The following is a 15,059-nucleotide window of genomic DNA, read 5'->3' on the forward strand; positions in this document are numbered from 1 at the left end:
CAGGGCGCAAAGTCACGCCAAGATACCCGATGCGGATCGGCTATTTGTTGATGTTGCTCAAGCGATTAATGCAGCGGCTCATTCAGGGAATGCTGCACAACGCACTCAACCGGTTATCGTCACCTATCATTTCGGTGCATTCGCGTTCGTTACGCTATCAATGGATCAACGGCGCACGCTCCGTTGTAAAAGGGGATCAAATGAATCGCGCAGTTGAGAGTGGTAAACGCCGTATCGTTTCTCCCCACCTCGAAGACGTCGAAACGCTTGTCCGCGAGCTGGACGCTGATCTGCGCGTGGGCTTGTCCAGCGCGCAAGCCCAGGCCCGTCTGAGTCGTGACGGACCCAATGAGTTACGGACCCAACCGGTCAAGCCCGCCTGGCATTATCTTCTGCGGCAGTTTCAAGATCCGCTGGTGTACCTGCTGCTTGTCGCGGTGGGCATCACCCTGGCCACCTGGTTGCTGATGGACCGTCAGGAATGGCCGGTCGATGCGTTGGTGATCACGCTGATCGTGCTGGCTAATGCGTTGCTGGGGTTTTTCCAGGAAACCCGCTCACAGCGAGCTGTTGCGGCGTTGGCCAACCTGACCCAGACCTCTTCTTCCGTCATCCGCGACGGGGCCCTGACGCGAATCCCCAGTCAGCAACTGGTGATCGGTGACCTGCTGGTCTTATCCGAGGGCGATTCGGTGGGCGCCGATGCTCGCCTCATCCAGGCCAATGAATTGCGCGTGCTGGAAGCGTCACTGACCGGAGAGAGTGAAGCGGTGTCGAAAAATACCGCGTGTTCAAGCACCGAGGTGCCTTTGGCAGAGCGCGCCAATATGATTTTCAAGGGCACAGCCATCGCCCAGGGGACGGGAGTCGGCATGGTCACGGCGGTCGGTATGGCGACTGAAGTCGGGGCCATCGCTCATCTGCTGGATGTCACGCCCGAAGAGGTCACACCTCTGCAAAAGGAAGTGCGCGCCATAGGGCGGATGCTCGGCATTGCGGTTCTGGTGATCGCTACGGTGGTCGTCGTGGCCGTGCTGATGCTCACTGACATTCAGACGGTCGACGATGTGCTGCGGGTTTTGCTGCTGGGTGTGTCCCTGGCGGTGGCGGCGGTGCCAGAGGGGCTGCCTGCCGTTCTGTCATTGGTGCTCGCCTTCGGCATGCTGCGCATGGCGCGCAGCAAAGCCATCATCAAGCGACTGTCTTCAGTGGAGACCCTGGGGTCTGCATCGGTCATCTGTACCGACAAGACCGGCACGCTGACCCGTTCCGAAATGACCATCCAGCAAACCATGACTGCGTCGGGTAAAGGAGTGGTCAGCGGTGTCGGCTACGCCCCGCAAGGGCAGATTCATCACCAGGACCTGCCCCTGAGTGGGGGGCCAGTGCACAGCGAAAACGTGCTGTTATTGCGCGGCGGCAGCCTGGCTGGCAATGCCGTGCTGGCGCAGCAGGAAGACGGCACCTGGGTGGTTCAAGGCGATCCGACCGAGGGTGCCTTTCTGGTGGCGGAGCGCAAGCTCGATGCGCCGGCACGCAGCGTGAACCGCTTCGAGCGTGTGGCTGAAATACCCTTTACCTCTGATCGAAAAATGATGTCGGCCCTGGTCATCGATCATGAGCACAACGACGAGCGACTGCTGATCAGCAAGGGCGCGCCCGATGTGCTCCTCCAGCATTGCACACAAGTCCAGGTCGGCATGGATGTCGTGCCACTCACCGACGACCTGCGTGCAAAAGCCGTGGCTGATGTGAATGAGTTGTCGGGCGTGGGATTGCGCACGCTTTCCGTGGCGTACCGTCCCTTGGCCGCTGGCGAGGAGGTCACGAGCGGTGAACCCCTTGAGGCCGGCCTTGTTTTCATCGGTACGGTCGGCATCAGTGACCCGCCGCGTGAAGAGGTCGCGCCGGCCATTGCCGAAGCCCATCGGGCAGGCATCCGCATCATTATGATCACCGGTGACCATCCGCGAACGGCAGCGCGCATCGCCGAGGATCTGGGCATCATCCAGGCCGGTGCCGGGGCGTTGACCGGGGCCGATCTGGATAAGCTGGACGATGCGGCCCTGGCCGAGGCGGTCCGGTCGACCTCGGTCTATGCCCGTGTGGCGCCCTCGCATAAGTTGCGGATTGTCGATGCGCTGCAAGCGCAGGGGCATGTGGTGGCGATGACCGGTGATGGTGTGAATGACGCTCCGGCACTGAAGTCAGCCGACATCGGCATTGCCATGGGCATCACCGGAACGGAGGTGACCAAGCAGGCGGGAAAGATGATCCTGGCCGATGATAACTTCGCGACCATCGTATTGGCCGTGCGCGAAGGCCGCGGGATTCTGGACAATATCCGCAAGTTTCTTCGTTACTTGCTGTCTTCCAATATGGGCGAAGTGCTGACGGTGTTTCTCGCCGTTGTGGGGGCCAGCGTCATCGGCCTGGTGGATGAGAACGGCGGGATCATCCTGCCGCTGCTGGCCACGCAGATTCTGTGGATCAACCTGGTCACGGATGCGGCACCGGCCATCGCCATGGGCCTTGATCCGCATAGCGAGGATGTCATGACACGCAGCCCGCGCAAGCCTTCGGACCGAATCATCGACACACGCATGTGGGTGGGGGTGTTCGAGGTGGGGCTGGTCATGGCATTGGCGAGTTTGTTAACGGTCGACTGGATGCTGCCGGGAGGGTTGATACCGGGGGATGCGTCGCTGGAGGAAGCACGCACGGGCGCTTTTACCGTCCTTGTTTTGGCGCAGCTGTTTAACGCGTTGAACGCGCGCTCTGAATCAACCAGTGCGTTTATCGGCCTGTTCGCCAATCGATGGCTCTGGGGCGCCATCGTCCTGGCCATGGTCTTGCAGATTGCAGTGGTGCACTGGGCGCCACTCAACAAGGCGTTCGGCACGAGTGCATTGACGCTCAGCCAGTGGGGCCTTTGTCTGGCAATGGCGAGCCTGGTCTTCTGGTTCAGCGAGTTGCGCAAGCTGTGCAGGCATTGGCACCGTGCAAGACGAGAAGACAGGACACAACTGCACTCAAGTTGATCAAGATCAAACGGCATTTGCTGATCGGCGTCATTGTTTTGATAAACATGGGCGAGAGATACGGTCATGACAGACAACAAACTCGTCAGCAGCGGGGTTCACGTGACCCAAGGCAGAGGGACGGCACTGGGGCAGTTGCGCTGGCCGGGTCCCCGTTCCTGGAAACGTGAGGCAACCTTCCTGGTGGCGATCCTGATGGGGCTGACGGCGGGATACTTTACGGTGTCTCATTTCGCCTCCCAGGCGGCGCAAGACTTGGCAGACAGGTGCACAGCGCGTTTTGAGATCGAGCTTGAGAATGCCGACATCGATTCCCTCACAAGAGCCCTGCCTCGGTCATTGTGTGAATGTCTGGCGAATTCGCTCCTCGACAAAAACGGCATTGCGCGGATGGCGATGGTCAACTGGCGCCTGCTTGATCCGTTGGCTCTTGAGCCGGTGACGGAAAAGGACGAGGACAGTTGCATCAACGCGCTGTGGGTGCCCAGTGTTGAATTGGCCAAGCGCCTGAGTCTTTGAAAAAGGGGCACCTCGCAGGGGCACCGCTTTCATCGACCTTGTTGCGCCTCACAAACCAAACGGAAAGGTCTCGTCCTCCGGTTCGATCGCCTGGCCTTTCGGCAGCGCCAGTGCGGTCACGGGGCGGGTCTGTTCGATCCAGATCATTGCGTCAAACTGGTCGGCCAGCGCCGCCTCGAAGTAATGGCTGCGACGCTCGGTTTCAGGACGATAAATCACGCCGATGGCCCGTTCCAGCAATGGCTTGCTCAGGACGCGACGCAGTTCTTTGCGGCGCGGGTCTCGCCAGTCGGTCAACGACGCTGGAATGCCGGCTTTGAAAAACTGATGCTCCCAGCTGTCCGGGTGCGAGGGCCTGATGTCCTTGATGAGCAGGTCGCCGTCCCAGTCATCGGCCGCCGCCACCTGGCCCCGGTCGGTGCTCATGCCAATCAGCACGACCTCGCGACCATAGGCACTGCGGCATAGATGACCGATATTGAACTGGCCCTTCCAGCCCATTTCGGTGGCGGCCGCATTGCCGATATGGGAGTTGTGCGCCCAGACCACGGCCTTGGCGTGGGGCCCCCGGTGCTCAAGCAGGCGCTGCAGGGTGTCGAACATATGCCGGTCGCGCAGATTCCACGAGGCCGTCGAGCCTCGATAAATCGCGCGGTAGTATTGCTCCGCTGCCTGCACCACCCGGGCGTTTTGCGCCGCATTGAAGAACCCTTCATCATCCCGGACGAGCCCGGCCAGTTGTTTGGCCAGCATGGCGTTGAGTTGCTCGACCACCGGCTGTTCGCAGGGCATCAGGCCGCCGCGTTCGACGAAGTGACCGTACAGCGCCGGATCATCCTGCCACGGCGTCAGGCAGCCATAACGCCGCCGCGCTTCGTGGGCCAACTGCGGGTCGACCTGGTCCAGGTAGCGCAGCACTTCATGAATGGAGTTGCGCAAGCTGTAAATGTCGAGGCCCCGGAATTCGACACGACGTTCAGGGGCGAGTGAGTGATTGAATTGATGCAGCCAGTGGACGAATGACCTCACCTCGGCATTGCGCCACATCCAGGTCGGAAAACGGCTGAAAATGTGACGCTTCCACGCCGAACGGGCCAGGCCCCGGACGTAATGGTCGACATGGCCGGCGTCCGGCCAGTCGGCTTCCACCGCCACAATGTTGAACCCGTGGTGTTCAATCAGCCTTTGGGTGATCGCTGCCCGGGTTTCATAGAAGTCGCGGGTGCCATGGCTGGCCTCACCGATCATGACGACACGGGCATCGGCGTAGCGATCGAACATTTCACCAAAGGTCGATGAGTCCCGCGTCGGCAGGGGTTCTGCGTATTGACGCAGGAGCGGTGCGATGGTGGCCACGTCGATGTGTCGAGGAGAGCCATCCCTGTCCGGCGAGTCGTGGGAGGGGGTGTTCATGACGGTTATCCCCTTGAGTCAGGTCACTGCCACAGGCCTGGCGTGCGTCTTCCATCAGATGCTTTATCGTCTGGTGGGTATTCCAACACCTCGATTCAGACAAATGATTGAGTTTGATCAACAAAGGGGGCAATGCCTTGAGCGATGGTGTTTGAGACAGCGTTCCCGGCACACGGGATATAAGGCGAAGCGATGGCCTTTAGTTCGAATCAGGCTGAACGGTTCGTTGTCATTGACCTGTAACGGGCGGCCTCTGGCTAAGCTCAATTCAGAGGGTCACTCCGACAGCCTCAAGGTGTGACGGGCGTGTATTGATCGTCGAATCGAGGGTGAGACCATGGAAGCCTGTGACAAGAAGCGTACTCCCCGCCAATCACATCGTTTACTTGCCATGTGCATCGTGACGTTGATGGGCTGCACGAGTAGCAACGAGCAGACCTCGCAAGACGCGTCAGCCATGTCCGGTGTCGCCATGGTGGATCAGATCTGCTCCTTGTGTCATGGCTTGACGGGGGAGTCCGCCTCACCGCTGTTTCCCAAGCTGGCCGGGCAGCAAAAAGAGTACCTGAAGCTGCAACTGGTCGACTTCAAGCGGCATCTGCGCAGCGATACATCCGGGGCTCAATACATGCGCGGGTTTGACCATTTGACCGAGACCCAGATCACCGAACTGGCCGATTATTTTTCACGTCAAAGTCCAATGAAGGCGGATGCCGACAGCGCCGATGCCCGGGGTGAATCCATCTTTGGCAACGGCATTCCCGAGTCCGGCGTCGCTCGGTGCAGTTCGTGTCACGGTGCTGGCGGGGAAGGCAATGGTCGGATTCCCCGGGTGGCAGGTCAACATGCGGAGTATGCGATTCGCCAGATCAAGGTGCTGCAACAGACGGAGCAGCGTCCCCGTGACGACTCGATGAAGGCGTCGAATCATTCACTGTCTGAGGCGGACACCGAATCTGTCGCTCGTTACATGGTGACACTCGGCGCCAAACCATAATGATCTTTGAGTCTCAGTGATGAGCCTCACGGCTGCAGCCCGGGGAGATCGCACACTCCCCGGTGCCGTGACTCAGGCGAGCAGTATGTGATCGATCACCTCTTTTACACCGGGTACTGACCAGGCCGCCCGTTCTGCAACCTGACGCTGGCGCCATAAATGGACCCGGCCTTCGAGTATCACCACATCGCCCTGGACCTTGACGTGTATCCCCTCGGCTTCTACTTCGGCATTGCGCTTGAGTGCCGCTTCGATGCTGCGCTGGATATTACCGGCGTCGACCCGGGGACGAAGGGCTAGCTGATTGTCGATGCCCAGCACGCCGGACAATTTGCGCACGGCCCGTTCCGCGGTTTCTTTCTGGTATTGCCAGTCCACTTGACCTTCCAGGGTGACCCACCCATGTTGCACGACGACTTTGATGTCGCCTTCGGGCACGTCGGAACTCCAATTAATAATTTTCAACGCGCGACTGGCGATGGTGTCATCTGCCGTGCCGGCGCCTTTCTCGGGGCGGATCTGAATTTCTTCGGCGACGGCGCGTACCCCTTTGAGGTTTTTGACCGCGCGCTCTGCGTCGATTTTCTGGGCATAGGTGGAAACGTGACCGGTGAGGGTCACCACACCATCTTCCACGGCCACGCCAATGTTCGCAGCATTGATTTCAGGCTGGAATTCCAGTTCATCCAGAATGGCATTACGCAGACTCAAGTCGTTCATGATGAAGTCCTCTGTGAAGGGCGTGAGACAGGACGGACCGTGAATGCCCGGTCAGTCTTTTCTACGCCTGAACGAGGAAGCGTCATTGAGCTATATCAACAATGGGGCAACAGGCCCGTGGTGTCAGAATGCCAATCTGACGAGCGATGGTGTCGGGGCGTCCTTTTCATCAAGGGACGCCCTTTGTTTTTGCGGGAGGGACGCGCGCTAGACCACAGCGCCAAACAAGTGCCCCACCAGTGCCGTAACCGCCATGGCCAACGCGCCCCAAAAGGTCACCCGCCAGGCCCCGGTGATGACCTTGGCGCCGCCGGCCCTGGCGGCAATGGCGCCCAGCGTCCCGAGAAACACCAATGACATGCCCGATATCCAGGGCACCACGCTGTGCTCCGGTGCGACAAACGTCACCGCCAGGGGCAGGGCGGCACCCACCACAAAGCTGGCAGCGGAGGCCAGGGCGGCCTGCAAGGGTTTGGCGGTAAGGGTGGCGCTGATACCCAGTTCGTCCCGGGCGTGCGAACCCAACGCATCATGGGCCATCAATTGATCGGCCACCTGATGCGCCAGTTCGGGTGATACGCCACGGTGCATGTAGATGTTGGCGAGCTCGATGTGTTCGGCTTTCGGGTCACTGGCCAGCTCGGCCCGTTCGCGGGACAAATCGGCACGCTCGGTATCCGCCTGGGAGTGTACGGAGATGTACTCGCCTGCCGCCATGGACATGGCGCCGGCCATCAGTCCCGCCATGCCCGTGACCAGCAACGTGGCGTGGCTGGCGTTGGCGGCGGCAACGCCGATCAGCAGGCTGGCGGTGGAGACAATGCCGTCGTTGGCCCCCAGGACGGCGGCGCGCAGCCAGCCGATACGATCACTGCGGTGGGATTCGGTGTGTCTGTGCATGAATTTCATGGTTGAGCGCGACTCACTGTCATTGGGCGGTTCACATCGGGCGGGTTTCAATCTGCGCCTGCAACTGGCCGCCGACAATGGATATTTCCTTGAATTGTTGCCCGTCGCGCAGCACAAACAGCGCGTCCATCCCGCGTTCCTGTGCCAGACGTGGCCCTTCGGTTTCACCCAGCACCATCAGCGCCGTGGCCCAGGCATCGGCGAGCATGCACGAAGCCGCCACCACAGTGACGGCGGCGAGCGGGTTGCACAGCGGCGCGCCGGTAGCCGGGTTCATGGTATGAGCATAGGCTTGACCGGCCACGTCGACCCACTGTCGGTAGTCCCCGGAGGTCGCGATCGCGGCGTCGCCAAGTTCCATCACACCCATGACTTCACGCACGCCCCGGTCAGGCTTTTCCACCGCCACGGTCCAGCACTGGCCGTCGGGTTTGACGCCCCGGGCGCGCATCTCGCCATCGATGCCGACCAGGTAGCGGGTGATGCCAAAACCATCCAGGCAACGGGCCAACTCATCGACGCCAAACCCCTTGGCGATGCCATTCAAATCAAGGTGCAGCGGCGCGCGTTTGCGCACCTGATTGCGTAACGGGTCGACCACCAACGCGGCGCTGGCTGACAGCCGGGTGCGCGGCGGCATCGTCGCGAGCGCCTGTTCTGTAACGGTCGGTTCTGCGGGGCCGAACCCCCAGGCATTCACCAGATCACCGACGGCAATGTCGAAGGCGCCGCCGGATTGCTGACTGACACGCAGTGCCGCTGACAGCACCGTTGCCAGTTCCTGGGGCACCGAAATCCATTGCTGCTCGGGGGCGGCATTGAGGCGGTTGAGGTCCGAGTCGGGTTTCCAGGTGGACATTTGCTGGTCCACCCGGGCCACCGCGCACGCCAAGTGACGACCCACTTCGTCGGTATCGATTCCGGCCCCGGCATAGAACAGGGCGGTGTAGCGGCTGCCCATGGTTTCGCCGTTCAGGCTGTAGCGCTGCAACTCAGTAGACGTCTTCACGGTAGCGTCCTTGTGCCTTGAGGGTCAGCACCGTCAGGTTGAGAGGTGCCAACACCTCATCGAGGGCGTGCATCACGCCTTTGGCCATTTCGCGACTGCCACACACCAGCACCTGGGCGCCTTTTTCAATCAGTCGACGCAGGGCCTGGGCATCGCCGATCAGCCGGTCTTGCACGTAGCAGCGGTCTTGAACCTGAGAGAAGGCGGCGCGCAATGCCGTCAGGCGCCGGTCGGCCAGGTACTGCTTGAGTTGCGGCTCGTAGAGGAAGTCGGAGGCCGGGTTGCGCCCGCCCCAATACAAGTGCATCGGGTGGTGGGCCGTGTTGTTGCGGATAAAACCGGCCAATGGACCGATACCGGTACCGGCACCGATCAGGATCACCGGGTGCGTGCCCGACGCCGGGCGGAATTGCGGGTTGGGCTGGATAAACGCTTCGATCGATGCTCCGATGTCCAGGCCATGAAGGAATTCCGAGCACACGCCACCTTTGTGTTTGCGCACGCAGATTTCCAGCACGCCGTCCTGCGAACCGCTGGCCAGCGAGTAGAAACGGGGGATGGGACTGCCCGGAGGCACAATCCCGACCAGGTCACCGGCCAGGAAGTCCGGCAGCGCACCGGGTGCCTTGAAGCGCAAGACGTGGGTCGGTGCGTTCACCTGTTCGCCATAGACGATGCGCTCAGTCAGCAGCAATGGACGGGTCTGTGGCCGCTGCGGGGCATGGACCAGTGTCAGGTCATGTTTGAGCACGTCGCCCAGCGCGTGGCCCCAACGTGCAAATTCCTGAGAGGATTGGCGGTTGACGGTTTCCAGCCCCAGTAACGGCGAGCCACCGGCTTGCAACATCGCGTCCTGAACCTGATGGGCGAACTGACAGAACTGCGCAAACTGGCGGTCACCAAAGCCCAGCACGGCAAAGGGCAGGCCGGGCTTGAGGCCGGTTTTGGCCAGCCGCGCCATGAACTGCGAAGCCGAGGCTGGCGCGTCGCCGTCACCGTGGGTCGCGGTGAGGATGATCACGCGTTGGGCGCTGCGGTAGTCGTTGACGTATTGATTCATCGCCGCGCTATGCACTCGGTGTCCGGCCAGGTGCAAGGCGTCATGCAAGGTCTTGGCAAAGCCCCAGGTGCTGTTGTTTTCACTGCCCACCAGAATCACGCTGTCGGCAGAGTGGGCAGGGCTGTTGTGGCGGATGTTCGGGCTCGCCTTGCGCCGGCGCCACCACAACAGGAGGCCGGTGACGCTCATCAACGGCACACAGAGGGCGCAGAGCCCAAGCGGCAGGCCCAGCCACCACAGGCCTTCACCGGTGTGCAGCTGATAGATCAATTCGTAGAGGTTGTGCATCGAGTCGTGGGCCTGGTAGGACAACAAGGCGCCGCTGGCCTGATCCACGTAGCCGTCGCCCTGGGCCGTGCGCAGGGAAAACACGTCCTTCGGGTTGCCAGGACTGGGGTAGACCAGCTCGCGCAGGTCATTCAGGTCGGTGGCCTGCAAGGCTTGCAGGCTCGCCACCGGCAAGGCCGGCCCGGCACTGACGTGGGCGGGGAAGGCGGGTTCATTCTGACTGCCGTCGGCGAAAAAACCGAAAGTGGTGGCGGACATATACAGCCCGCTCAAGGCCGACAGCAGCAGCCCGAGCAAGGCCATTCGCCCGACTTCAGCATGCCAGCGCTGGTTGAACGTGCCGCGCAGTGGCCGCAGCAGGTTGCGCCAGCCACCCAGGCGTCGGGCCAGCAACAGCGCGCCGGACACTGACAGCATCAGCATGAACAACGCGCCGACACCCGACACCCCATGGCCCGGTGTGCCAAGGAACATCGAGCGGTGCAGCTCTTTCACCCAACGCGTGAACGCGGAGGGCGCATAAGGCGCGAGGCCTTCGCCAGTCAGTGGGTCGACCGTTTCAGCCCCGGCCTGACCGTTCTGGTTGTAGTAGACGATGACCGTCCCGGACGCTGTGCGCTGGATCTGCTCCACGCCCGGGAAGTGATTGGCCACACGCCCGGCCAGTTGGCCGACGGTGAGTTGCCCGGCGGCGGTGGGGGTGCTGTGCAAGCGTTCCAGCGCCGGGTCGACCGACAGGATCGCGCCGCTGATGGCCAACAGCATGACCAACAGGGCGGCGATCAGGCCGGACAGGGAATGGGACTGGCGAAGCATGTTCAGCCTCCAGAAAGGGCAGGTGCTACAAATCGTAAGTAAAGGACTCGACATAGGTGCTGCCGGTCGCCGGCTGGCCTGCGCCCTTGGACGTCAGGGGCACGCTGACATCGGCGCGCGCGTCACGTTTGTCCTCGACGGCACTGTCGATGCGGATCTGATACCCGGCATCGATCAGGGTGTCTGCCAGTTCGACGCTGACTTTGAGCGTGCGCCCACTGCCGACACTGGCACCGCTGACGCCGTCGAACTCGCTCGGGTTCATCCCGCTGCCACGGGCCCAGTCGCCCAGGTGTTTGTAGTACTTGGCCTTCTTGCCGGCCACCCACAGGGTTTTCTGGTATTGGCCGTTGGCGTCGGTCACGTAGATCGCCAGGTAGGCATCATTGCCGCTGTAGTCCTTGAGCTGGGTGGTCAGGGTTACTTCCCGGGCCTGGGCCAACCCCGGCAGGGCAATGGCGCCGGCGAGACAGGTGGCTGCGATGATCTTTTTCATGAGGGTGTCCTTGTGATCGTTAGGTCGAGAGCCTGGACCTGCTTGCTGACAGCAACCTGAATCGCAGGAAAAACTCATCGACGGGTGAGGCGTCATTCGGTGAGCGGGCTGCCGAGATAATCCCTGGCATCGCCGTCGTCGCGGAAATGGATCTCGAGCGTGCGCAGGCGCAGCGAGGCCGGTGAGTAGCTGGCTTCGATGGCGTTGCCCTTGCGGTCCAACCCCTTGAGTTCGTAACAACCGTCGTCGACCTTGATGCGTTGCACGCTCCAGCCGTATTGCCGCTCGACCTGCTGTCGCAAAGTCTCGCGGGGTTGCCAGTCGCTCACCGGGTCGCTGCAGTCGTCGTCGGCCATGGCGAAACCGCTAAGCAGCAGACTCAACAGCGCGGCATGGGCAATAAAACCTGATTTCATGATCTGTCTCCTGCCGAGGTCGGCGTCTGTGGCATACCCTAAGGTGCATTCCTGACAACCAGCTGAATCTTCAGATTCACGTCAGGTAAGGCGATTAAGGTGCGGCACGACAACCACCACAGGAGGTGCCAGATGCGGGTTTTATTGGTCGAGGACGCCCCAGGGCTGGGGGAAGCGGTGCGCGAACAGATCGCCGATGACGGTCACGCCGTCGATTGGGTGCAGCGCCTGGACCATGCGCGCAACAGCGTGCGCACCACGCCTTACGACCTGATCCTGCTGGACTTGATGCTGCCGGACGGTCGCGGGCTGGATTTCTTGCGTCAGCAGCGCTCGGCGGGGGACGTGACCCCGGTGATTATCCTGACGGCCCAGGATCAGATTTCCGATCGCATCGCCGGCCTCAATGCCGGGGCCGACGATTACCTGGTCAAACCGTTCGACCTGTTTGAACTCTCGGCCCGTGTGGCGGCGGTGGCCCGCCGTTACAGCGGCAACCCCAATCCGCAGATCAGACTTGGTGATGTGCAGGTCGACATGAGCGCCCGCACCGTGCAGCGTGCCGGCACCACCGTGGACCTGACGGCCCGGGAATGGGCGCTGTTCGAAGCGTTCGTGCAGCGCCCCAGCGCGTTGTTGTCCAAGTCGCAGCTCGAAGAGCGGCTGTATGCCTTCGGTGCCGAAATCGAGAGCAATACCATCGAGGTGTACATCAGCCGTCTGCGTAAAAAACTGGGGCGCGATCTGATTGAAACCGTGCGCGGCATGGGCTACCGGTTGGCGTCCGCATGAAGTCTTCTTCGAGCCTGCAAAAACGCCTCGGCCTGGGGCTGACCCTGGGCATGACCTTACTGTGGCTGGGCGCGACGGTCGGCGCCTGGCTGGTGGTGCAACATGAGTTGAACGAGGCGTTCGACAGTGCGCTGGAAGAGACCGCGCAACGGATCTTGCCGCTGGCCGTGCTGGAAATCAGCAACCGGGAGGAACCCCGTGAAGCGCAGCACGTTGCGACGTTGAAAATGCACAACGAATACCTGACATACCTGGTGCGCGATGCCAGCGGCAAGATCCTGATGCAGTCCCACGACGCCAACCCGAAGATCTTCAGTAAGCGGCCGACCGAGGGATTTTCCACCTCTGAAAAGTACCGCTTGTATGGTGCCAGTGCGTTACGCGAGACGCTGTTCATTGAGATCGCCGAGCCGCTGGGTCATCGCCGTGAAGCCGCGCGGGAGGCTTTGTTTGCCTTGTTGTTGCCGCTGTTGGCGCTGATTCCCATCAGCCTGTTGGGCACCTGGTTGTTCGTGCGGATCAGCCTGCGCAGTGTGTTGGCGTATCGTCGGGCGGTCGAGGCGCGTGGGGTGGGGGATCTGTCGCCGATCAAGGTGGCCCGCCTGCCCGCAGAAATCGATCCGTTGGCCGAGGCGGTCAACCACCTGCTGGAGCGCTTGCGCAAGGCCCTGGAGGCCGAGCGCAGTTTTACCGCCAACAGCGCCCATGAACTGCGCACGCCACTGGCCGCGACCCTGGCGCAGATCCAGCGTTTACACCACGAGGCGCCCGAAGGGCCGTTGCGGGTGCGGGCGGCGAAGATCGAAAACGCCTTGCGTGAGCTGGCGCGGCTTTCGGAAAAGCTCATGCAATTGGCCAAGGCCGAGGGCGGGGGGCTGTTGTCCGAAACGCCTCAGGACCTGATTCCGTTGCTGGCCCACGGCGTTGATGAGTGGAACCAGCGCAGCGGCCAGCGCATTGAATTGCATTTGCCAGGGCAGGCCAGCGTGTACTCGAACATCGACCCGGATGCCTTTGGCATCTTGTTGCGCAACCTGATCGAGAACGCGCTGAAGTACGGCGCCACCGATCAACCGATCGAAGTCAGCCTCACCGAACAGGCCCAACTTCGGGTAGTCAATGGCGGCCCGGCGGTGCCGGCATCGGTGTTGCAGCACCTGACCGAGCGTTTTGTGCGAGGTCACAGTGAAATAAGCGGTTCTGGATTAGGGCTGGCGATCGCCAAAACCATTGTCCAAGGGGTCAACGCGAGTATGAAATTGGTCTCTCCTGCAACCGGTCGACAAGAAGGTTTTGAAGTGTGCGTCTGGTTACCGCTCGCGACGGTGATCGGAGACTGATAACGGCCGGGTCATTGTCGTAAATCCGCTTGCGTTAAAAAGTCCGACTGTTTCAGCGGTGAGGACAGTAAATGAGCGCGGGTCTCTCAGGCACTTATCGTAAGTAATGCAACAACTAATGGATCCAATGGAAGTATCTGGCGCCCATCTAATTTACGCGGGCCAGTTATCATGCGGCTTTCCGGGAAGTTGCCGACTTACCGTCGGGATGAGTTGCTTTGACTGAAGTAACCGTTTGTCGGCAGTCTGCTCAAAAAATGAACATTCTAGCCTCTGCGCCCTCTGATCTTTCAGCATGTCACCATGACTTGCTATTGCTGTCGCGAGAAAAGAAGTGGAAAAACAACCTCATGTGCAGTGAATGCAAATGGGGATTTTTTTATCTGAAATTCAGGAGGTAATAACTAGCCGGTCATTGAATTTCTAGGTAATTCAATGGGCTAAGCAGTGTCAGGTCGACGATTTGGCATATCTTATAAAAAGTAAGATCGCACAGGGTTTGAAGAGCGAAATGCCCTGTTGAAGAACCGATCTGTACTATCGAATAAGGTGGGGAACTTACCGTGGCGATAAATACAATTATGAGCCTGTTGGAAAACAAAGAATGTATGGAATTTTTGCGGCTGGGCGTTATTTACGTTCATTTATTGTCGTGTTGCGTGGCTATTGGTCTGGTGTTGACCAGTGATATTGCAATGGTTAAAGATTTATTGAAACGGAAAACGTCCACTGGGCATGATCATGCTCACATGGAAAGTCTGCAGAAGTCGGTGGTGGTTGCGTTAATCGCGTTGTGGGTAACCGGTATCGCTGTCATGGGAGTTGATTACCTGGATAAAGGTATGAACTACTTCATGAACCCAAAACTTCAAGCCAAAGTCATTATTGTCATGTTGCTGACCTACAACGGCATGTTGTTGCATCGCCTGGTATTGCCCGCTTTGCAAAAGGCCGGCTCCTTGCTCGATCTCGGATTCAGCGCACGGATGCTGGCGCTGTTTTGCGGCTCGCTGTCGGCGGTGTCGTGGATGTACGCGGCCATGCTGGGCGTCGGTCGCCCGTTGGCCTGGAAATACTCGCTTTCCGAACTGTTGATGGCGTATCCGGTGCTGATCGCGTTGGGTTTCCTGACCATGCTGGTGTTGACTCAGCGAGTCAAACAACAGGACTACGCCGTTTTCTCTGCGCGGACCGTTGCGAGCCAGTGCTAGGCCCGTTCAGCGCGTAAGTCTGGCGGGCTTGT

13 protein-coding genes are annotated in these 15,059 nt (G+C 60.5%); 6 read left to right on the plus strand and 7 right to left on the minus strand.

The window, feature by feature from the left end; genetic code table 11:
- The first annotated feature begins 200 nt into the window (after positions 1-200).
- Together FBY01_RS21465 and FBY01_RS21470 are read left to right on the plus strand one after the other, a co-directional pair.
- Positions 201-3,041, plus strand: coding sequence for a cation-translocating P-type ATPase (locus FBY01_RS21465; protein WP_256664458.1), 2,841 nt, complete (start codon positions 201-203; stop codon positions 3,039-3,041).
- Between the two features lie 66 nt (positions 3,042-3,107).
- The gene (locus FBY01_RS21470; protein ID WP_102593865.1) at positions 3,108-3,560 is read left to right on the plus strand and encodes a hypothetical protein; all 453 of its coding nucleotides are present in this window, start codon (positions 3,108-3,110) and stop codon (positions 3,558-3,560) included.
- A gap of 48 nt (positions 3,561-3,608) precedes the next feature.
- On the opposite strand, the gene FBY01_RS21475 is transcribed toward FBY01_RS21470, so the two are convergent.
- The gene (locus tag FBY01_RS21475; RefSeq protein ID WP_083377027.1) at positions 3,609-4,973 is read right to left on the minus strand and encodes an erythromycin esterase family protein; all 1,365 of its coding nucleotides are present in this window, start codon (positions 4,971-4,973) and stop codon (positions 3,609-3,611) included.
- A 337-nt stretch (positions 4,974-5,310) separates the two neighbouring features.
- On the opposite strand from FBY01_RS21475, the gene FBY01_RS21480 reads away from it, so the two are divergent.
- The gene (locus FBY01_RS21480) at positions 5,311-5,970 is read left to right on the plus strand and encodes a c-type cytochrome (protein ID WP_145309431.1); all 660 of its coding nucleotides are present in this window, start codon (positions 5,311-5,313) and stop codon (positions 5,968-5,970) included.
- A gap of 72 nt (positions 5,971-6,042) precedes the next feature.
- Here the strand turns inward: FBY01_RS21480 and FBY01_RS21485 are convergent, their stop codons facing one another.
- The 6 genes from FBY01_RS21485 to FBY01_RS21510 form a co-directional block, all read right to left on the minus strand.
- A complete protein-coding gene (locus tag FBY01_RS21485) occupies positions 6,043-6,690 on the minus strand; it encodes a BON domain-containing protein (protein ID WP_145309429.1) in 648 nt (215 codons plus the stop codon).
- Between the two features lie 207 nt (positions 6,691-6,897).
- Entirely contained in the window at positions 6,898-7,599 is a 702-nt protein-coding gene (locus tag FBY01_RS21490) for a VIT family protein (RefSeq protein ID WP_010459348.1), read from the minus strand.
- A 31-nt stretch (positions 7,600-7,630) separates the two neighbouring features.
- A complete protein-coding gene (locus FBY01_RS21495; RefSeq protein WP_256664456.1) occupies positions 7,631-8,608 on the minus strand; it encodes an FAD:protein FMN transferase in 978 nt (325 codons plus the stop codon).
- Positions 8,592-10,772: a PepSY domain-containing protein gene (locus FBY01_RS21500; protein WP_145309427.1), complete on the minus strand. Its 2,181-nt coding sequence runs from the start codon at positions 10,770-10,772 to the stop codon at positions 8,592-8,594. The genes FBY01_RS21495 and FBY01_RS21500 overlap by 17 nt, the downstream gene beginning before the upstream one ends.
- A 25-nt stretch (positions 10,773-10,797) precedes the next feature.
- Positions 10,798-11,268 carry a DUF2271 domain-containing protein gene (locus FBY01_RS21505; protein WP_010459354.1) on the minus strand — a complete coding sequence of 157 codons (471 nt, stop codon included), beginning with the start codon at positions 11,266-11,268 and terminating at the stop codon, positions 10,798-10,800.
- A 92-nt stretch (positions 11,269-11,360) separates the two neighbouring features.
- Positions 11,361-11,684 carry a PepSY domain-containing protein gene (locus FBY01_RS21510; RefSeq protein WP_010459356.1) on the minus strand — a complete coding sequence of 108 codons (324 nt, stop codon included), beginning with the start codon at positions 11,682-11,684 and terminating at the stop codon, positions 11,361-11,363.
- A 132-nt stretch (positions 11,685-11,816) separates the two neighbouring features.
- On the opposite strand from FBY01_RS21510, the gene FBY01_RS21515 reads away from it, so the two are divergent.
- The 3 genes from FBY01_RS21515 to FBY01_RS21525 all read left to right on the plus strand — a co-directional run bounded on the left by FBY01_RS21515 (position 11,817) and on the right by FBY01_RS21525 (position 15,027).
- Entirely contained in the window at positions 11,817-12,476 is a 660-nt protein-coding gene (locus FBY01_RS21515) for a response regulator transcription factor (protein WP_145309425.1), read from the plus strand.
- A complete protein-coding gene (locus FBY01_RS21520) occupies positions 12,473-13,816 on the plus strand; it encodes a HAMP domain-containing sensor histidine kinase (RefSeq protein ID WP_145309422.1) in 1,344 nt (447 codons plus the stop codon). Before FBY01_RS21515 ends, FBY01_RS21520 begins: the two co-directional genes overlap by 4 nt.
- 563 nt (positions 13,817-14,379) lie before the next feature.
- Positions 14,380-15,027: a hypothetical protein gene (locus FBY01_RS21525; protein WP_145309420.1), complete on the plus strand. Its 648-nt coding sequence runs from the start codon at positions 14,380-14,382 to the stop codon at positions 15,025-15,027.
- Positions 15,028-15,059 lie beyond the last annotated feature (32 nt).

This window comes from Pseudomonas sp. SJZ077 (assembly GCF_007993905.1).
GTDB classification, from domain to species: domain Bacteria; phylum Pseudomonadota; class Gammaproteobacteria; order Pseudomonadales; family Pseudomonadaceae; genus Aquipseudomonas; species Aquipseudomonas mandelii.